The sequence below is a fragment of the Micromonospora sp. DT63 genome (assembly GCF_049841615.1).
In the GTDB taxonomy this organism is placed as follows: Bacteria; Actinomycetota; Actinomycetes; order Mycobacteriales; family Micromonosporaceae; genus Micromonospora.
This window is the reverse complement of the sequence record NZ_JBNCKQ010000001.1, coordinates 32,324-50,111: the sequence shown is the minus strand read 5'-3', so window position 1 is coordinate 50,111 and position 17,788 is coordinate 32,324. Positions and strand designations below refer to the sequence as shown.

Sequence of the window (17,788 nt, the reverse complement as noted above, 5' to 3'; positions counted from 1 at the left end):
TCAGATCGTCCTTTCCAGCACCACCAGGGAGCGGTCCGGCACCCGGATGGTGCCGCCCGCGCTGATCACCGTGGCGTCGTCGGGCTCGGGCTCGGCCGTGCTGATCACCCGTTCCCACTTCTGGCCGTACTCGCTGCCGGGCATCGTGAAGTCCAACGGCGCGTCGTGGGCGTTGAAACAGAGCAGGAACGAGGCGTCGTGGTGTTTCTGGCCGTACTGGCCGCGCTCGCGGATGCCCTCACCGTTGACGAACAGCGCCACCGAGCGGCCGAAGTCGTTGCCCCAGTCCTCGCCGGTCATCTCCCGCCCGTCGGGCGTGTGCCAGGCCAGGTCGGGCAACGGCTCGTCGATGCCGCGCCCGCCCACCGGCAGGCCGGTGAAGAACCGGCGACGGCGGAACACCTGGTGCCGCTTGCGGAAATCGGTGAGCGTACGGACGAAGTCCAACAGCTGCTCGTCGACGTTGTCCCAGTCGATCCAGGCCAGCTCGCTGTCCTGGCAGTAGGCGTTGTTGTTGCCGTGCTGCGTGCGGCCCAGCTCGTCGCCGTGGCCGATCATCGGGACGCCCTGCGAGAGCATCAGGGTGGCCAGGAAGTTGCGCCGCTGCTTGGCCCGCAGGGCGAGCACCGCGTCGTCGTCGGTGTCGCCCTCCACGCCGCAGTTCCACGACCGGTTGTGGCTCTCGCCGTCCCGGTTGTCCTCGCCGTTGGCCTCGTTGTGCTTGTCGTTGTACGACACCAGGTCGTTGAGCGTGAACCCGTCGTGGACGGTGACGAAGTTGATGCTGTGGAACGGGCGGCGGCCGTCGTCCTGGTACAGGTCGGCGGAGCCGGAGATCCGCGACGCGAACTCGGCGAGGGTGGCCGGCTCACCGCGCCAGAAGTCCCGCACCGTGTCGCGGTACTTGCCGTTCCACTCGGTCCACAACGGCGGGAAGTTGCCCACCTGGTAGCCGCCGGGGCCGACGTCCCACGGCTCGGCGATCAGCTTGACCTGGCTGACCACCGGGTCCTGCTGCACCACCTCGAAGAACGTCGACAGCCGGTCCACCTCGTAGAACTCGCGGGCCAGGGTGGCCGCCAGGTCGAACCGGAAGCCGTCGACGTGCATCTCGGTCACCCAGTACCGCAGCGAATCCATGATCAGTTGCAGCGAGTGCGGGCTCCGGACGTTGAGGCTGTTGCCGGTGCCCGTGTAGTCGACGAAGTAGCGCCGGTCCTCCTCGCTGAGCCGGTAGTAGCTCGGCGCGTCCACGCCCTTGAAGCTCAACGTCGGCCCGAGGTGGTTGCCCTCGGCGGTGTGGTTGTAGACCACGTCGAGGATGACCTCGATGCCCGCCGCGTGCAGCGCCTTGACCATGCCCCGGAACTCCTGCACCTGCTGCCCGAGGTGGCCCAGCGCCGAGTAGCCGTGGTGCGGCGCGAAGAACCCGATCGTGTTGTAACCCCAGTAGTTGCGCAGACCCAGGTCGACGAGGCGGTGGTCGTGCACGAACTCGTGCACCGGCATCAGCTCGATCGCCGTCACCCCGAGCCGGGTCAGGTGCTCGATCATCGGCGGGGAGGCGATGCCCGCGTACGTGCCGCGCAGCTCCTCCGGGATGTCCGGGTGGCGCATCGTCAGCCCGCGCACGTGCGCCTCGTAGATCACCGAGTGGTGGTACGGCGTACGCGGCGGCTTGTCGTTGCCCCAGTCGAAGTACGGGTTGACCACCACCGACTTCGGCATGAACGGCGCCGAGTCGCTCTCGTTCATCCGCTCCGGGTCACCCATGTCGTAGTCGTACACCGCCGGGTCCCACGCCACGTCACCGTCGATGGCCTTGGCGTACGGGTCGAGCAGCAGCTTGTGCGGGTTGCAGCGCAGCCCGTTCGCCGGGTCGTACGGCCCGTGCACCCGGTAGCCGTAACGCTGCCCCGGCTCGATGCCCGGCAGGTACGCGTGCCAGACGTAGGCGTCCACCTCGCGCAGCTCGACGCGGCGCTCGGCGCCGGTGTCCCACTCGTCGAAGAGGCAGAGTTCGATCCGCTCGGCCACCTCGGAGAAGATGGCGAAGTTGGTGCCCATCCCGTCGTAGGTGGCGCCCAGGGGATACCGCTCGCCCGGCCAGACCTGCATGTCGCTCCTTCAGACCATGGTCATGTGCGCACCGCGCCACGAGCGCGCCGACGACAGGTCGCCCGCGCGCACGCCGGTATTGCCCTGCGCCCCGGTGCGCCAATCCATCCTTTCAGGCGATGACCGGAATCCACCTGTCTGATGCGTGCTACACCCTCAGGTGTCCTCCGTCACCATGGACGGTTTCAAGGTGCGTTCCGGGGCTCGATGCCTTTTGCTTGTCGGGGGGCACGCGTCCGCGCGCGACCCCACTCGGCCCTCGGCCACCCTTTCCACCTCTCGCTCCGCCGCCACTGACGCCGGCGCGCACCACCATGCATGGACGGAGATTGATGTGACGACCCTGCGGGTCGATGAGCAGCTCGCTGCCACCAAGGACCGGGCCCACCGGCCCACCCTGACCTCCCGGCCGCAGCTTCCCGCGCAGCCCGGCCCGACCGCGCAGCCCGGCGCGATCGTGCCCGCGCACTCCGGCCCCGGGGTGCCGCCGCAGACCCGTCGCATCCTCATGTTGTCGTGGGAGTACCCGCCGGTGCTCGTCGGTGGCCTCGGCCGCCACGTCCACGCCCTCTCCGTCGCCCTCGCCGCCGCCGGCCACGACGTCACAGTCGTCACCCGCCACGCCGACGGCGCACCCCTGGAGGAATACGCCGACGGCGTACGCATCCTGCGCGCCCCCGAAGACCCCGTCACCTTCCCCCTCGCCACCAGCAGCCTCCTGGCCTGGACCATGGCCTTCAACCACACCCTCACCCGCACCGCCCTACGCGCCACCCAGGCCGGCAGCTACGACGTCATCCACGCCCACGACTGGCTCGTCGCCCACACCGCGATGACGTTGCGCGACCACCTGGACATCCCCCTCGTGAGCACCATCCACGCGACCGAGGCGGGTCGGCACCAGGGCTGGCTGCCCGAGGAGATGAACCGCACCATCCACGGTGTCGAGCAGTGGCTCAGCAGCGAGTCCGGTCGGGTGATCGTCTGCTCCGGCTACATGCGCGACGAGGTGGGCGCGCTGTTCGGCGTACCGGCCGGCCGCGTCGACGTGGTCGCCAACGGTGTCGAGTCGCACCGCTGGAAGGTGCCGGCGCGGGACGTGGCCGCGGCGCGGGCCCGGTTCGCCGGGGACGGCCCGCTGGTCACCTTCGCCGGCCGGCTCGTCTACGAGAAGGGCGTGCAGCACCTGATCGCCGCCCTCCCCCGCCTGCGCGAGCGGCACCCGGGGCTGCGCGCGGTGATCGCCGGCGACGGCCCGTACCGCGCCGAGTTGGAGGCCGAGGTGCACCGCCGTGGCCTGGGCGGCATGGTCACCATGCCGGGCTTCCTGGGCGGCAACGACCTGCCGGCGCTGATGGCCGCGTCCGACTGCTTCGCGGTGCCGAGCATCTACGAGCCGTTCGGCATGGTCGCCCTGGAGGGCGCCGCCGCCGGAGCGCCCCTGGCCGTCGCGGCCACCGGCGGTCTCGCCGAGATCGTGGAGCCGGGAGCGACCGGGATGACGTTCCGACCGCACGACCCGGACGGGCTCGGCGACGCCGTCGACGCGCTGCTGTCCGACCGTGAGCGGGCCCGCGCCATGGCCCGTCGCGCCCGCCGGATGGTCAACGACCAGTACGGCTGGTCGGCCATCGCCCAGCGCACCGCCGCCAGCTACGCCGCGGCCATCGCCAACGACGCCACGTTCACGGCCGAGCGCGCCGAGCAGCGGATGTCCCAGGGCCGGGCCCTCCCGGCGCTGCCCGAGGGCAACCTGCTCGCCGCCGCCGGCCTGCGCTGACGCTGACCTGATCGACCCGGTCTTCGGGACGTCGGGGTGCCCCGGCGCCGGGGACACCCCGACATCCCGCAAGCCGAGCCGATCCCGCAGCGCCGGCCGTGCCTCGCTCCGCAGCGCGGGACGGTCTCGCTGCTCGGCGCTTGCTGCGACGTCGGCCCTGTCTCGGTGCTCGGCGCCAGGCGGTCGGGCCTGCCAGAATATGCGGATGTCTCGTCCTGTTGACGCCCTCGATTCCGCCTTTCCGGTCGCCGCCGCCATCGCGCTTGACCTGATCCGGCGCCCCGAGGTGTCCGCACAGTGGTCGAAGCCGAGCGCCCTGCCGCACCTGTCCGCGGGCGCCCTGGCGTGCCACCTCGGGCATCAGGCCATACGGGCCGCCGAGCTGCTGCCGACGCCCGCCGACCTGCCCACGCTGGAGTCGGCCGACAGCCACTACGAGCGGGCCGCCTGGGTCACCGAGGGCACTCCGGCCGCCGACGCGGTCGCCGCTGGCTCGGACGAGGCCGACGCGCTCCACGGCCCGGAAGACCTGCACGCCCGCTCCGGTGAGGCGCTGGCGAAGGTCAGGGACCTGCTGTCGCGGGGCGCCGCCCTCGACGTCGTGCCGATCCCGTGGCAGGGCTGGTCCCTGCGCCGCGCCGACTTCCTGCTCACGCGCCAACTGGAGATCGTCGTGCACTCCGACGACCTCGCGGTCAGCGTCGGCGTACCCACGCCGGAGTTCCCGGCGGATGTCTTCGACCCCGTACGCGACCTGCTGGTCCGCCTGGCCGTCCGCCGGCACGGCCAGGCGGCGCTGGTCGGGGCGTTGAGCCGCAGCGAGCGAGCCCGGGACATCTCCGCCTTCTGACCCTCAACGTGCGGCGCGGCCCGCACCCGGCGCCGCGCCGCCGGGCCCGGTGTCCCCGGCCCTCCGGGTGCCTTGTTCGCGTCCTGTCGACCTGCCCCATAAGTGGGGCGGACGCTGAAAGCCAAAAGCGCGGATCCGCGCCACCGAAGGGGCGGATGAGCGTCACCGAAGCGCGGATGAGCGCCACCGATAAGCCGAAGGTCGGAGACCGCTCCCTGACCTACCCCCCCACTTCACCGAGATTGGCCGGGACCGCGCCTTGATCGACTCCACCTCGCCGAGGTTGTGGTGTCCCGACGCCGTGGATACCGCGATATCGGCGAACTGGAGTCGATCATCGGTGGGTCCAGTCCGATCAACCCGCCAAGCCGTCCGTCAGCGTGGCCAGCCGGAATCGGGCGCTTGAAGCCTCCCCCGCCCTGCCCTGCCCCGCCCCTCGCCTCGCCTCGCACCGCGTCGCCTCGCACCGCCCGCACCGCACCGCCCTGCCAGCCTCGCACGGCCCCGCCTCGCCCCGCCCCGCCTCGCACCGCCGTGCCCGCCTCGCACCGCGTCGCCTCGCACCGCCCGCACCGCACCGCCCTGCCAGCCTCGCACCGCCGCGCCCCGCCCCGCCTCGCACCGCCCTGCCCCGCCCCGCCCCGCCTCGCACCGCCCTGCCCGCCTCGCCTCGCCTCGCACCGACCCGCGTCGCACCACCCCGCCTCCCGCACCGCCCCGCACCGCCTCGCCCCATAAATGGGGCAGCTCGACAGGGGCCGAACCAGGCGCTCGGGGTATCGGTAGGAGGGTAGGAGGGCCACCGGCCGGTGCGGGCCCGGTCGGCCCGCCAAGCCCGAAGCGCCCAGTCCGCCAAGCCAATGCGCCGCAAGGCCGCCACGCCGCAAGGCCCGGCGGAAGCCGCACGGGCCGCCACGCGAGACAGCGCAGCCAAAGCCCCACGTACAGCCACGCCGCAAGGCCCGGCGGAAGCCCCACGGGCCGCCGCGGGCGGGCGGCCGGGTACGGCGCAGGCCGCCGGCCCGGATCGGGTCGGCGGCCTGCGGGTGGTGCGGAAGAACGGAGGTCAGCGCTCGGCGAAGGGGAGGTAGTCCCGCTCGGCGGCGCCGACGTAGACCTGCCGCGGACGGCCGATCTTCGTCTCCGGGTCGTTGATCATCTCGCGCCACTGGGCGATCCAGCCGGGCAGCCGGCCGAGCGCGAACAGCACCGTGAACATCTTCGTGGGGAAGCCCATGGCCTTGTAGATCAGGCCGGTGTAGAAGTCCACGTTCGGGTAGAGCCGGCGGGAGACGAAGAAGTCGTCGGCGAGCGCGATCTCCTCCAGCTCCATGGCGATGTCCAGCAGCGGGTCCGGCTTGGCCATCCGGCCCAGCACGTCCTGCGCGGCCTTCTTGACGATCGCCGCCCGCGGGTCGTAGTTCTTGTAGACCCGGTGGCCGAAGCCCATGAGCTTGACGCCGTCCTGCTTGTCCTTGACCTTGCGGACGAAGGACCGGACGTCGCCGTCGCCGGCGTGGATCTGCTGGAGCATCTCCAGCACCGCCTGGTTGGCGCCGCCGTGCAGCGGGCCGAACAGCGCGTTCACGCCCGCCGAGACGGAGGCGAACAGGTTGGCGTTGCTGGAGCCGACCAGCCGGACGGTCGACGTGGAGCAGTTCTGCTCGTGGTCGGCGTGCAGGACGAAGAGCATGTCCAGCACCTTCGACATCACCGGGTCGACCTCGTACGGCTCCGCCGGCACACCGAAGGTCATGCGCAGCAGGTTGTCCACGTACCCGAGGGAGTTGTCCGGGTAGAGCAGCGGCTGCCCGATGGACTTCTTGTACGCGTACGAGGCGATGGTGGGGACCTTCGCCATGAGCCGGACCGTGGAGATCTCCACGTGCTCGGAGTCGAACGGGTCCAGGCTGTCCTGGTAGAAGGTCGACAAGGCGCTGACCGCCGACGACAGCACCGCCATCGGGTGCGCGTCGCGGGGGAAGCCGTCGAAGAAGCGGCGCATCTCCTCGTGCAGCAGCGAGTGCCGCCGGATCCACTCGGTGAACTCGGTCAGCTGCTGCTCGGTGGGCAGCTCACCGTAGATGAGCAGGTAAGAGACCTCCAGGAAGGAGGACTTCTCGGCCAGCTGCTCGATCGGGTATCCCCGGTAACGCAGGATCCCCGCGTCGCCGTCGATGTAGGTGATCGCGGATGAGGCAGCTGCGGTGTTGACGAAACCGGGGTCGTACGTCGTCATCCCGGTTTCCTTCAGCAGCTTGCTCACCCCGATGCCAGCGGGGCCCTCGACCGCGGCGTGTACCGGCATCGACAGCTGCCCACCGGGGTGATCGAGCTTGACTTCCGTCATGTGGTTCCTCGCTTCGCCGGCAGATCTACGTTGAATTGCCTTCGCTTCTACCGTAATTGCGGCTCGGGGGACACTGCCCGCCGTGGTTCGGCGGTGAGGTATGCGTCACCCGATTCCCGACTGGGCCGCCGGGAAACCCACCGTCCCGCCAGGCGGGAGCCGAAGAAACCCCGCCGGGAGGCCGGCAGATCAGGACAACGCGAGGCGTCGTAGCGTACCGTCCGCTGCGACCTGGTAGACGTCGAGCTGATTCGTGCCGGCGCGGAACAGCCGGTCGTCGGTGAGCAGCGCGGCGAAGCGCCGGCCGCCGGGGTCGGTCGGCACTACCGGGACCACCGCGCCGATCCGGCCGTTGACGGCGACGGCCAGGAGCGTGCCGTCCGGTATCGCGTCCGGCACGTCACCCCAGACCAGCGCCGGGAGGGTGCCGGTGTCCGGGTCGGTGGCCCGGAAGGCGGCCAGGTCGGCGACCTGGGCGCTGCCCCCGGTCGGGCCGGCGCGGACCTCGGTGCCCACCAGGGGGTGCGGTGTCGGCAGCGGCGGCGGGGTGGGCACGCCGCCTCCGAAGGTGACCACCTGCCCGGGGGTGTCGTAGAAGTGTTTCGTGGCGTCGGCGCGGGGGGCCTGCCGGGCGGAGTGGCCGTCGACGTGCCAGGGCAGGCGGATGCCGGCTTCGTCGGCGACGGTGGGCAGCAGGTCGACGTGTTCCCAGTTGCGGTCGTCCACCCGGCCGGTCTGCTGCCCGGGTTCCTTGACGAACATGGGCACCCACGCGACCTCGCCGGCGGCGGCCTTGATGGCGTCCATGCCCCGGCCCTGCGCCCCCGGATGGAAGCTCACCCCGTGGTCGGCGGTGACGACGACGAGGGCCTGGTCGTAGAGGCCGCTGGCACGCAGCGTCCGCAGGGTCTCCCCGATCAGCCGGTCGGTGTAGCCGAGCTGGGCGAGGTGCCGCTGGCGGGCCAGCTCGACCCAGCCCGCGCCGTCGTTCGGCAGGTCGTCCGGTGCGTCGTAGCGGGCGCCGGACGGCAGGTACGCCCACGGGGAGTGCGGCATCAGCAGGTGCAGGAAGTGCAGGGCGGGTCGGGGCTGCGGCTTCAGGCCGGCCAGGAAGCTGGTGAACCGGGCCGGCTGGTTGTCGTCGAGGCTGTCCCAGCGGAACTTCGGATCGGCGGGGACCGGCTCGGCGGCGTCCAGGCCGGCCTCGACGCGGGTCTGCTCCCGGTACGAGTCCTCCGGATCGACGCGGGTGTTCGTCGGCCCGGCGACCTGGCCGAGCAGCTTGCCGGTCTCGCGGACCAGCACACCGAGGCCCTGTTCGGGTGCGACGGGCTGCTCGCACCGGCTGGGTGGGCAGAGTCGGGTGATGCTCTCCTGGGCCTGGATGTCGTACAGGCCGCCGAAGGCGGTGAACAGGTTGTCCGGGTACTGCGAGTAGTGCGGCGCGACCGCCCGCGCCGGGTAGCGGCCGGTGAGCATCGCCGGCAACGCGTTCGGCGTCCAGCCGCTGACTCCGGTGGCGTTGCGGTACCAGGTCGAGCCTGCGGCCAGCTCGGCGAAGTGCGGGAACCGCGCCGCGTCGATCCGGCCGTCGCCGCCGAGGAGGCTGACCAGCGGTAGCTCGTCGAGGATCAGCATGACCACCGGCGGGTGCACGGCCGCGCCCTGCGCGGTGCCGACCGCGCCGCCGTCGCCGCGCGGCAGCACGACCGCCGAGGTGGGCGAGACGAACAGGAACAGCGCCACGAAGGCCACCGGTCCGGCGGCGGCCAGTCGCAGCGCGCGGCCGGGCGAGCGCCACCGATGGTGCGCGGCCGCGCCGCCCAGACCGGCCAGACCGGCAAGCACCAGCAGGGGTACGCCCCGAAGCGGCGTCGTGTGCCGGCCCACCTGCACGGCGAGGGCGGCGAGCAGCAGCCCGACAAGCGTCGTGTGGGTGAGTGCGCGGGCGGTGCGGCCGGCCAGTCGGCTCAGTGCGCCGAGCAGCGCCACGGGCACGGTGGGCGCGAGGGCCACCAGGGCGACCAGCAGGAGGATCTGGCCGACGTCGGCGCGGTGAAAGAGGAAGAAGTCGGGGCTGCGGCCGAGTACGTCCAGCAGCGGCTGGGTGATGACCAGCCCGACCAGCGCCACGATCTCCAGCAGCCGGCCCAGCTCGCCGCGCCAGCCCCGGTCCCAGCGCCCGGGTGCCGGCGGGCCGGCGACGGGTCCCGACGGGTCGGCGACGGGTCCCGACGGGTCGGCGACTGCCGGTTCAGCCACCCATCACCGCCCGGTAGAGCGTGCGGGTGCCCGAGGGCAGTTCCAGTCGGTCGGTGATCCGGCCCCGGGTCGCGAGGAGCCGTTCGAAGGTGTCGCGCCGGTAGTCCGGGAAGAGGCCGTCGGGCTTGTTGGCCAGCAGGCGGGTGGCCATCGGGTCGTCCGGGTGGACGAACTCCACCACCACGGCGCCGCCGGGTGCGCTCAGCCCGGCCAGCCAGTCGACGACCTCCGGCAGTGGCACGTTGCGGCCGATCGCCAGGTGGTGCACCAGGGCCAGGGCGAGCACGACGTCCGCCGACGCCCGCTGCGCGAAGCCGGCACGTTCGACGCCGCGCCAACCCCCGCCGGGCGACGGGTCGGCCAGGTCGACGACCAGCGGCAGGATCCGTTGCTGCCCCTCGGAGCGCAACGCCCGGTACAGCTCGTCGACCACCGCCGGGTCCTGCTCGACGGCGACCACGTAGTCCGCGTGTCCGGCGGCCAGTCGGGCGTACCGGCCGTCGTTGGCGCCCAGGTCGAGCACCAGGCGCGGACGGGCGGCGGCGGCCACCGCGGTGACCACGAACTGCTCCTTGGCGACCCGGTCGCGCGCCGAGTAGCCGCAGGTGCGCTGGTAGTCCGACCAGTGGCTGCCCGTCGGGCGGTGCTCCAGCCGGCGGACGAGCTTCTCGATGCCGCGTACGGTGGCCACCTGCAGGTCCCGGGAGTAGCCGGCGGCGCGCAGTTGGGCCTTCACGTCGCTGGTGCTGGCTGCGGCGTTGCGCTGCTGCATGGCGCCGTGCAGGTGCAGGTGGGTCAGGACGCCGGGGCGCAGCCGGCGGGTTCCGCCGAAGAGCGGGCGCAGCTGGTCGGCTTCGATGCCGTCGACCTGGGCGCGCAACCAGGGCTGGAAGTCCACGCCCAGGTGGGCGGTGAGCAGCAGCGGGTAGAGCACGGTCTGGCAGAACTGCCGGTAGCCGGCCCACGGCTCCCCGTCGCGCACCGGCTCGAAGGAGCCGATGTCGATGAAGACCGGTTTCGCGCCGCGCCACTGCAGGTTGTAGGCGGAGCCGTCCTTGGTGGTGAAGCCGTTCGCGAGGGCGGTGCGCAGGATCTCCAGGTGCAGCAGCGCGGCGTCGCGCAGCATGCCGAAGGACCACTCGTACGGGTGGGAGACGAACGGGATGCGCTCGTGGCGCAGCACCGCAGCCCACGGGGTGCCGGCCGCGGCGGGCACCAGCGTGGGCGGCGCGTCCTCGGTGGCGCAGACCTTGCCCGCCGAGACGAGCGTGGGAAAGAACGGGCTGGCCGCGAGGGTCCGCCAGTGCTCGGCGGCCTGGGCGTCGAGCCCACGCAGCACCTCGTCGCCGACGTGGAACACCCGGTTGGCGGGGTCGCGGAAGGAGGCGGGCTCGGGGCGTACCCCGGTGGGTGAGGTCGTCATCGTCGCGGCGACCGCTACCGCTGGTCGGTGGGTTGCCGGCGGAACCGGTCGACCAGCCGTCGCCAGTAGAGCTTGGCGGCGACCGCGGCGCCGGCCACCCCGCCGACGACGGCCTGCACGATCAGGCTGCCGGATCCCGCGTCCAGGTAGGCCAGATGGATCACCGACCGCTCCTTCCCCTCGCCCGTCTCGACACCGGCGTCCCGGGAATGCAGCGGTGAGGCTTTTAACCCAGAAAGCCGGACTTGTCCATCACCGTACGCTGCTCGTTCCCGCCGTCGCGGCCACATCGGAGGACTCCCAGCCTGGCCACAGAAAGCGCCAGCCGTCGGTACGCTGCGAAGGTGCGCTGGACAGTCGTGGACGCGCCACTGGACTCCTCCGGCGCGCGACGCGGCGAGGAGCGGGCCCCGGCCGCCCTGCGCCGGGCCGGCCTGCTGGACGCGCTCACCGCTGACGACGACGGGCAGGTGGACGAGGCATGGCTCCGCGACCTGGCCCGTGACCCGGCGAGCGGGGTGATCGGGGCCGCCGGCCTGGTCCGGGCCGGCGCGGCGCTGAGCAGCCGGGTCGCCGCACTGATCTCCGACGGTCGTCGGCCGCTCGTGCTCGGCGGGGACTGCGCGATCCTGCCCGGCATCTGCCGGGGCCTGCCGCGCACGACCGAGCTGTGGTTCGTCGACGCCCATCCCGACTTCCTCGACGGCGCGACCTCGCCGACCGGCGAGGCCGCCGACATGGACCTTTCGGTGGTAACCGGGCACGGCCCGACCGCCGCGATCGGCGTCGACGAGGCCCTGGTCGACCCCGCACGGGTACACCTGCTCGGGCACCGCCCGCCGTCCGACGACGACGGCCGGGTCGAGGCGTCCCGGATCGATCCGGCGATCCACCAGGTGCCCGCAGCCGACCTGCTGCGCCGGGGCGCGGCTGTGGTCGGGGCGGCCCTGGCGGCCGGCGGCGACGAGCCGGCCTGGCTGCACCTCGACCTGGACGTGGTGGACCCGCGGGACCTGCCGGCGGTGACCTACCCCGAGCCGGACGGGCTGCGCTGGCCCGACCTGGCGGCGCTGGTGACCCCGCTGGCCCGCGCCGATCGGCTGCTCGGGATGAGCGTGACCGACCTGAACGCCGACGAGGACCCCGACGGACGCCACGCGCGACGCGTCGTCGAGGTCCTCGCGGACGTGCTGGGCGGCTGACCGCCGGCTGTCTCAGCTCCGCCGGTGGTGCATGCCGAGGCGCAGCAGCACGAAGCGCAGCACTGTCGCGGCCAGGTTCGCGGCCACCAGGACGGCCAGCTCCACCGGTCTGGCGGGCACGGCGACGAGCGCGTGCAGCACCGCCAGCGCCCCGCTGGTCAGCGCCAGGCCGAGCGCGAACGCCAGCAGCCCCTGCGCGTGGTGGCGACCGGCGTGCCGGGTGCCGGTGATGCCGAACGTCAGCCGCCGGTTCGCCGCCGTGTTCGCCACCGCTGTCACCAGCAGGGCCAGCAGGTTCGCCGGCTGCGCCCCGAGCGCGCCCCGGGTGGCCACGAAGAGCAGCAGGTACGCCAGCGTGCTGGCCACCCCGACGGCGGCGAACCGGGTCAGCTGCCGGGGCAGCCCGACCGGCACCTGCGCCGGCGGTTCGGCCAGCGGCGCCCGGCCGAGCTGCGAGCGCAGCTCGGCCAGCGGCAGCGCGCCGGTCATCAGCGCCCGACCGAGGCGGCCCATCCCCCGCAGGTCGGCCAGGGCGGTGGCGACGATGTCGACGCGGCTGTCCGGGTCGTCGACCCAGTCCACCGGCACCTCGTGGATGCGCAGCCCGGCCCGTTGGGCGAGCACCAGCAGCTCGGTGTCGAAGAACCAGCCGGTGTCGCGTACGTGCGGGAGCAGCCCGGCGGCAACGTCCGCGCGGATGGCCTTGAACCCGCACTGCGCGTCGGAGAACCGCGCCGCCAGCGCGCCCCGCAGCAGCAGGTTGTAGGCCCGGGAGATCACCTCCCGCTTGGTGCCGCGCACCACCCGGGACGTGCGCGCCAGCCGGGTGCCGATCGCCAGGTCGGAGTGGCCGGAGATGAGCGGCGCGACCAGCGGCAGCAGCGCCGCCAGGTCGGTGGACAGGTCCACGTCCATGTACGCAAGCACCGGCGCCGACGACGCGGACCAGGCGGCGGACAGCGCCCGCCCCCGCCCCTTGGCGTCCAGGTGGCGTACGCCGACGCCGGGCAGCTCGGCGGCGAGCGCCTCGGCCACGGCGAGGGTCCCGTCCACGCTGGCGTTGTCGGCGACGGTGATCTGGAACGGGTACGGGAAGTGCTCGGTCAGGTGCGCGTGCAACCGGCGTACGCACGGCCCGAGGTCGGCCTCCTCGTTGTAGACGGGGATCACCACGTCCAGCACCGCGCCGTCGCTGGTGGATCGGGTCCGGACGGCGGCACGGGGGCCGCCGAGCGCGGTCACGACGCCTCCGCGCCGGCGCTCAGGTCGTAGACGGTGATCCCGTCCACTGTCTGCGCCGTGAAGGTCTCCCCGACCCAGGCGGAGATCTCCTGCGAGGCGGAGCTGCCACCGTTGGCCCGGAAGCCGCCACCCCCCACGAAGTAGTGGATTTTGTGTTCGGCGACGTGGCGCTGGAACTGCGCGAGCGTCGGTGACGGGTCGCTGCCGTTGAATCCGCCGATCGGCATCACCGGCTCGCCGGTGGCCAACTGGTAGCCGGAGGCGTTGTTGGAACCGATAGTGGCCGCCACCCAGGTGTAGTCCTCGCTGTCGCGCTCCAGCAGCTCGCGCAGCGCGGCGCTGGGCTCGCGGGCGTCGAGCAGACCGCCCATGCCGCCCCCGGCCTCCCGGGCCCCACCGCCGCCGGGGAAACCGCCCGGGAAGCCCGGCGCCTGCCCGCCGCCCGGAGCACCGGGCGCCTGCGCACCGCCGGGTGCGCCCGGCGCCTGCCCGCCGCCCGGGAAGCCGGGGAACTGCCCGCCGTTCCGGTCGCCGGTGCGGCCGTCGCCAGGGACCTGCCCACCGCCGGGGAACGCCATGCCGCCAGGCGGTCGCCCGCCGGGGAAGCCACCGCGACCGAAACCGCCCGCCACCGCCGGGCCGGCGCTCGGGATCGAGCCGGTGTGCGGGGTCGCGGCGGTCTGCGCCGCGTACGCCGCCGGCCCCGCCAGGGCCGCCGCCGCGCCGACGCCCAGCACCACTGACACCAGCCGGCGCGGCAGTCGGGCGGCCAGCAGGATCAGGGCCGCGCCGAGCAGGCCGGCGACCAGCACGGCGGTACGCAACCACGGGTACCAGTCGGGGCTGCGCCCGAGCAGCACCCACGCCCACCACACGGTGACCGCGAGGGTGGCCGCGAGCGTCGCCGTGGCGGCCAGTGGACGCCACCGCCGCCAGCGGGACGCGGCAACCGGATCGTCAACCGGGTCGGCCTGCGGGCGGCGTTCGCGCCAGAGCAGGGTGACGCCGATGCCGACGAGCGCGCCGACGGCCGGGGCGAGCGCCACCGTGTAGTAGGCGTGGAAGATCCCGGACATGAAGCTGAAGATCAGACCGGTGACCAGCAGCCAGCCGCCCCACAGCAGCAGGCCAGCCCGGGTGCGGTCGGTCCGCGCGGTCCGCCCGGCCACCACCAGACCCGCGACCAGCAGGATCAGCGCGGCCGGCAGCAGCCAGGAGATCTGACCGCCGACCTCGCCGTCGAACATCCGCAGCAGGCCGGTCTGCCCGGAGAACGGGCCGCCGCCACCGCCCATCCGCCCGGCGCCGCCGCCGACGCTGCCCACCTCGTCGCCGGTGATCCGGCCGAGGCCGTTGTAGCCGAGGGTCAACTCCAGGATGCTGTTGCCCTGCGACCCGCCGATGTACGGGCGGGAGCTGGCCGGGACGAGTTCGACGACGGCCACCCACCAGCCGGCGGACACCACCACCGCGAGACCGGCCAGCAGCAGTTGCCGCACCCGCCGCCACAGCCCGGTCGGCGCGGCCAGCAGGTAGACACCCGCGAACACCGGCACCAGCAGGAACGCCTGGAGCATCTTGGTCAGAAAGCCGAAGCCGACAAGCGCGCCGGCCAGCACGATCCACCGGGTGCTGGCCGTCTCCAGCGCGCGCACGACGGCGTACGCGCCGCCGACCAGCAAGAGCACGAGCAGCGCGTCCGGGTTGTTGAAGCGGAACATCAGCGTCGCCACCGGGGTGAGGGCGAGGACGGCGCCGGCGATCAGGCCGGCGACCGGCCCGTACCAGCGCCTGACGCCCGCGTAGAGCACGCCGACGGAGGCGACCCCGCACAGTGCCTGCGGGACGAGCATCGCCCAGCTGTTGAGCCCGAAGACGCGCACCGACAGGGCCATCAACCACAGCGAGGCGGGCGTCTTGTCCACGGTGATCGAGTTGGCCGCGTCCGACGAGCCGTAGAAGAACGCCTTCGCGCTCACCGAGCCGGCCTGCACGGCTGCCGCGTAGAACGAGTTGGCCCAGCCGGAGGCGCCCAGGCCCCAGAGATAGAGCAGGCCGGTGCCCAGGAGCAGGACCACCAGGGCGAGCCGGGTCCAGGTCGCCGCACGGCCCGCCGGCGGCGAGTGTTCCCCGGGGCGCGTGGTCGTGCGGGGCGGTCCCACCGGTTCGGCGGGCGTCGTCGGCAGGGTGTCTGTTCTGTCCATGCGGCAAGCCTCGGCGGCCGGACTGGCGGGACCCCGTGCGCCGACTATGCGTCAGCTGTGGGATTGGGCAGGCGGACGACGAACACGGTCCGCCCCGGCCGACTGTCGACGGCGACGGTGCCGTGGTGGGCCTCCACCACCGCCGCCACGATCGCCAGGCCGAGGCCGGTGCTGCCGTGCGCCCGCGACCGGGAGCTGTCGCCCCGGGCGAACCGCTCGAACATCTCCGGCCGTAGCTCCGCCGGCACCCCCGGCCCGTCGTCGGCGACGGTGAGCACGGCGGCGTCCGCCTCGACGGCCAGCGTGGTGGTGACAGTCGTGCCGGGCGGGGTGTGCACGCGGGCGTTGGCCAGCAGGTTCGCCACCACCTGGTGCAGGCGGGCGACGTCGCCGGGCACCCGGATGACCACCTCGGGCAGGTCGAGCTGCCAGCGGTGCTCGGGCCCGGCCACGTGCGCGTCGCTCACCGCGTCCACCACCAGGGCGGACAGGTCGACCGGGTCCACGGCGAGCGGCCGGCCGGTGTCGAGCCGCGCCAGCAGCAGCAGGTCGTCGACGAGACGTGTCATCCGGGTGCTCTCCGACTCGACGCGGCGCAGCGCGTGCGCCACGTCGGCGGGGACCTCGTCGCGGCCGCGCCGGGCCACCTCGGCGTACCCCCGGATCGCCGCGAGGGGCGTGCGCAGTTCGTGGCTGGCGTCGGCGACGAACTGGCGTACCCGGGTCTCGCTGGCCTGCCGCGCGGACAGCGCGTCGGCGACGTGGCCGAGCATCCGGTTGAGCGCCGCGCCGACCTGACCGACCTCGGTCCGCGGGTCGGTGTCCCCGGCCGGCACCCGGACGGCGAGCGCGACCTCGCCCCGGTCCAGCGGCAGCTCGGTGACCCGGGTGGCGGTGGCGGCGACCCGGTTCAGCGGGCGCAGCGTGGCGCGCACGATCAGCGCGCCGGCCGCGCCCGCGAGCAGCAGCCCGACGGCGGCCACACCGGCCTGCGCGGCGACCAGCGCCCAGACGGTGTCCCGCACGCCCGACAGCGGGATCGCCACGGCCAGCACGTCTCCGTTGGGGAGCTGCCGCGCCACCGCCCGGACATCACCGCCCCCGCCGAGGCCGACGGTGCGCGGCCGACCGTCGGTGGGCAGCGCGACCAGCCGCGCGGCGTCCGCGGCTGGCACGTCGGCGAGGCTGCCGTTCTCGGTACTCCTCGTCGCCGTGGTGACGCCGTCGGCGAGGCGCACGGCCAGCGAGCCCGGCGGAAAACCGCGCGGAGGCTCCGGCGGGGGCGGGTCGACGCCGCCCGGACGTGAGGCGGGCCGCCCGGGGTCGCTGCCCTGGCGGAACCACGGCGGCACGTCGGCGCGCGGCCGGTCGCCCATCGTCAACTGGGCGTCGACCTGGCCGACCAGGAAGTGCCGCAGGGCGACAGTGGTGAGCCCGCCGATCGCCACGCTGACCAGGGCGAGCAGTGCCACCAGGGCGAGTACCAGGCGGGTCCGCAGCGACCGGCCCGCAAGCCAGCGCCGGGCGACGCGCAGCGGCCGGCGGCGCGGCCCCCGGTCAGTCGGCGGGCTTGAGGACATAGCCCGCGCCGCGCAGCGTGTGGATCATCGGCGGTCGGCCGGCGTCGATCTTCTTACGCAGGTACGAGATGTACAGCTCCACCACGTTGGCCTGGCCACCGAAGTCGTAGTTCCACACCCGGTCGAGGATCTGCGCCTTGCTCAGCACCCGGCGCGGGTTGCGCATCAGGTAGCGCAACAGCTCGAACTCGGTGGCGGTCAGCGTGATGAGCTGGCCGGCGCGGCGGACCTCGTGGCTGTCCTCGTCGAGGCTGAGGTCGCCGACGGTCAGCAGCGCCTCCCCCTGGGCGGCGACCGCGAAGCCGGAGCGGCGCAGCAGCGCGCGCAGCCGGGCGATCACCTCCTCCAGACTGAACGGCTTGGTCACGTAGTCGTCGCCGCCCACGGTCAGCCCGGCGATGCGCTCCTCGACCGCGTCGCGGGCGGTCAGGAACAACACCGGCACGGTGGGGGCGTGCTCGCGCAGCCGGCGCAGCACCTGGAAGCCGTCCAGGTCGGGCAGCATCACGTCGAGCACGACGGCATCCGGCTGGAACTGCCGCGCGGCGCTCAGCGCCGCCATCCCGTTGCCGGCGCTGCGCACCTGCCAACCCTCGTAGCGCAGCGCCATCGCCAGCAGGTCGGTGAGCGTCGCCTCGTCGTCGACCACCAGCACCCGGACCGGTTCGCCGTCGGGGCGGCGAAGCTCGATCCGGCCCGGCACGGTCTGCCCCTGGATGACCATGGCCCCCATCGTGGGCGGGTCCGCTGTGTCGCGGCTCTGCCCCACCTGTGCGC

At 73.4% G+C, this 17,788-nt stretch carries 12 protein-coding genes; 3 read left to right on the top strand and 9 right to left on the bottom strand.

Annotation, left to right across the window (positions count from 1 at the left end):
* Positions 1-2,118, bottom strand: a complete 2,118-nt coding sequence (glgX, locus tag ACLQ27_RS00240; protein ID WP_425865254.1) for a glycogen debranching protein GlgX — start codon at positions 2,116-2,118, stop codon at positions 1-3.
* Between the two features lie 334 nt (positions 2,119-2,452).
* On the opposite strand from glgX, the gene ACLQ27_RS00235 reads away from it, so the two are divergent.
* Together ACLQ27_RS00235 and ACLQ27_RS00230 are read left to right on the top strand one after the other, a co-directional pair.
* Positions 2,453-3,898: a glycosyltransferase family 4 protein gene (locus ACLQ27_RS00235; RefSeq protein ID WP_425865253.1), complete on the top strand. Its 1,446-nt coding sequence runs from the start codon at positions 2,453-2,455 to the stop codon at positions 3,896-3,898.
* Positions 3,899-4,103: 205 nt separating this feature from the next.
* Positions 4,104-4,748 (top strand): maleylpyruvate isomerase N-terminal domain-containing protein, encoded by a 645-nt coding sequence (locus ACLQ27_RS00230; RefSeq protein ID WP_425865252.1) that lies wholly within the window; start codon positions 4,104-4,106, stop codon positions 4,746-4,748.
* Between the two features lie 1,066 nt (positions 4,749-5,814).
* Here the strand turns inward: ACLQ27_RS00230 and ACLQ27_RS00225 are convergent.
* The 4 genes from ACLQ27_RS00225 to ACLQ27_RS00210 form a co-directional block, all read right to left on the bottom strand.
* A complete protein-coding gene (locus ACLQ27_RS00225; RefSeq protein ID WP_357575309.1) occupies positions 5,815-7,098 on the bottom strand; it encodes a citrate synthase in 1,284 nt (427 codons plus the stop codon).
* Between the two features lie 189 nt (positions 7,099-7,287).
* The gene (locus tag ACLQ27_RS00220) at positions 7,288-9,360 is read right to left on the bottom strand and encodes a sulfatase-like hydrolase/transferase (RefSeq protein ID WP_425865251.1); all 2,073 of its coding nucleotides are present in this window, start codon (positions 9,358-9,360) and stop codon (positions 7,288-7,290) included.
* Complete coding sequence (locus ACLQ27_RS00215) at positions 9,353-10,783, bottom strand: class I SAM-dependent methyltransferase (RefSeq protein ID WP_357490061.1); 1,431 nt, start codon at positions 10,781-10,783, stop codon at positions 9,353-9,355. Before ACLQ27_RS00215 ends, ACLQ27_RS00220 begins: the two co-directional genes overlap by 8 nt.
* A 14-nt stretch (positions 10,784-10,797) precedes the next feature.
* Entirely contained in the window at positions 10,798-10,947 is a 150-nt protein-coding gene (locus ACLQ27_RS00210; RefSeq protein WP_007459587.1) for a hypothetical protein, read from the bottom strand.
* A gap of 180 nt (positions 10,948-11,127) precedes the next feature.
* Between ACLQ27_RS00210 and ACLQ27_RS00205 the strand changes: the two genes are divergently transcribed.
* Entirely contained in the window at positions 11,128-11,985 is an 858-nt protein-coding gene (locus tag ACLQ27_RS00205; protein ID WP_425865250.1) for an arginase family protein, read from the top strand.
* Positions 11,986-11,997: 12 nt separating this feature from the next.
* Here the strand turns inward: ACLQ27_RS00205 and ACLQ27_RS00200 are convergent, their stop codons facing one another.
* From ACLQ27_RS00200 to ACLQ27_RS00185, 4 genes are read right to left on the bottom strand one after another with little or no spacing between them, the layout of a single operon-like run.
* Complete coding sequence (locus ACLQ27_RS00200; RefSeq protein WP_425865248.1) at positions 11,998-13,227, bottom strand: glycosyltransferase; 1,230 nt, start codon at positions 13,225-13,227, stop codon at positions 11,998-12,000.
* A complete protein-coding gene (locus tag ACLQ27_RS00195) occupies positions 13,224-15,431 on the bottom strand; it encodes an ArnT family glycosyltransferase (RefSeq protein ID WP_425865246.1) in 2,208 nt (735 codons plus the stop codon). Before ACLQ27_RS00195 ends, ACLQ27_RS00200 begins: the two co-directional genes overlap by 4 nt.
* 44 nt (positions 15,432-15,475) lie before the next feature.
* On the bottom strand, positions 15,476-17,011 hold the full coding sequence (locus ACLQ27_RS00190; RefSeq protein ID WP_425865245.1) for a sensor histidine kinase: 1,536 nt from the start codon (positions 17,009-17,011) through the stop codon (positions 15,476-15,478).
* Complete coding sequence (locus ACLQ27_RS00185; protein ID WP_357490053.1) at positions 16,989-17,735, bottom strand: response regulator transcription factor; 747 nt, start codon at positions 17,733-17,735, stop codon at positions 16,989-16,991. Before ACLQ27_RS00185 ends, ACLQ27_RS00190 begins: the two co-directional genes overlap by 23 nt.
* Positions 17,736-17,788: the final 53 nt, after the last annotated feature.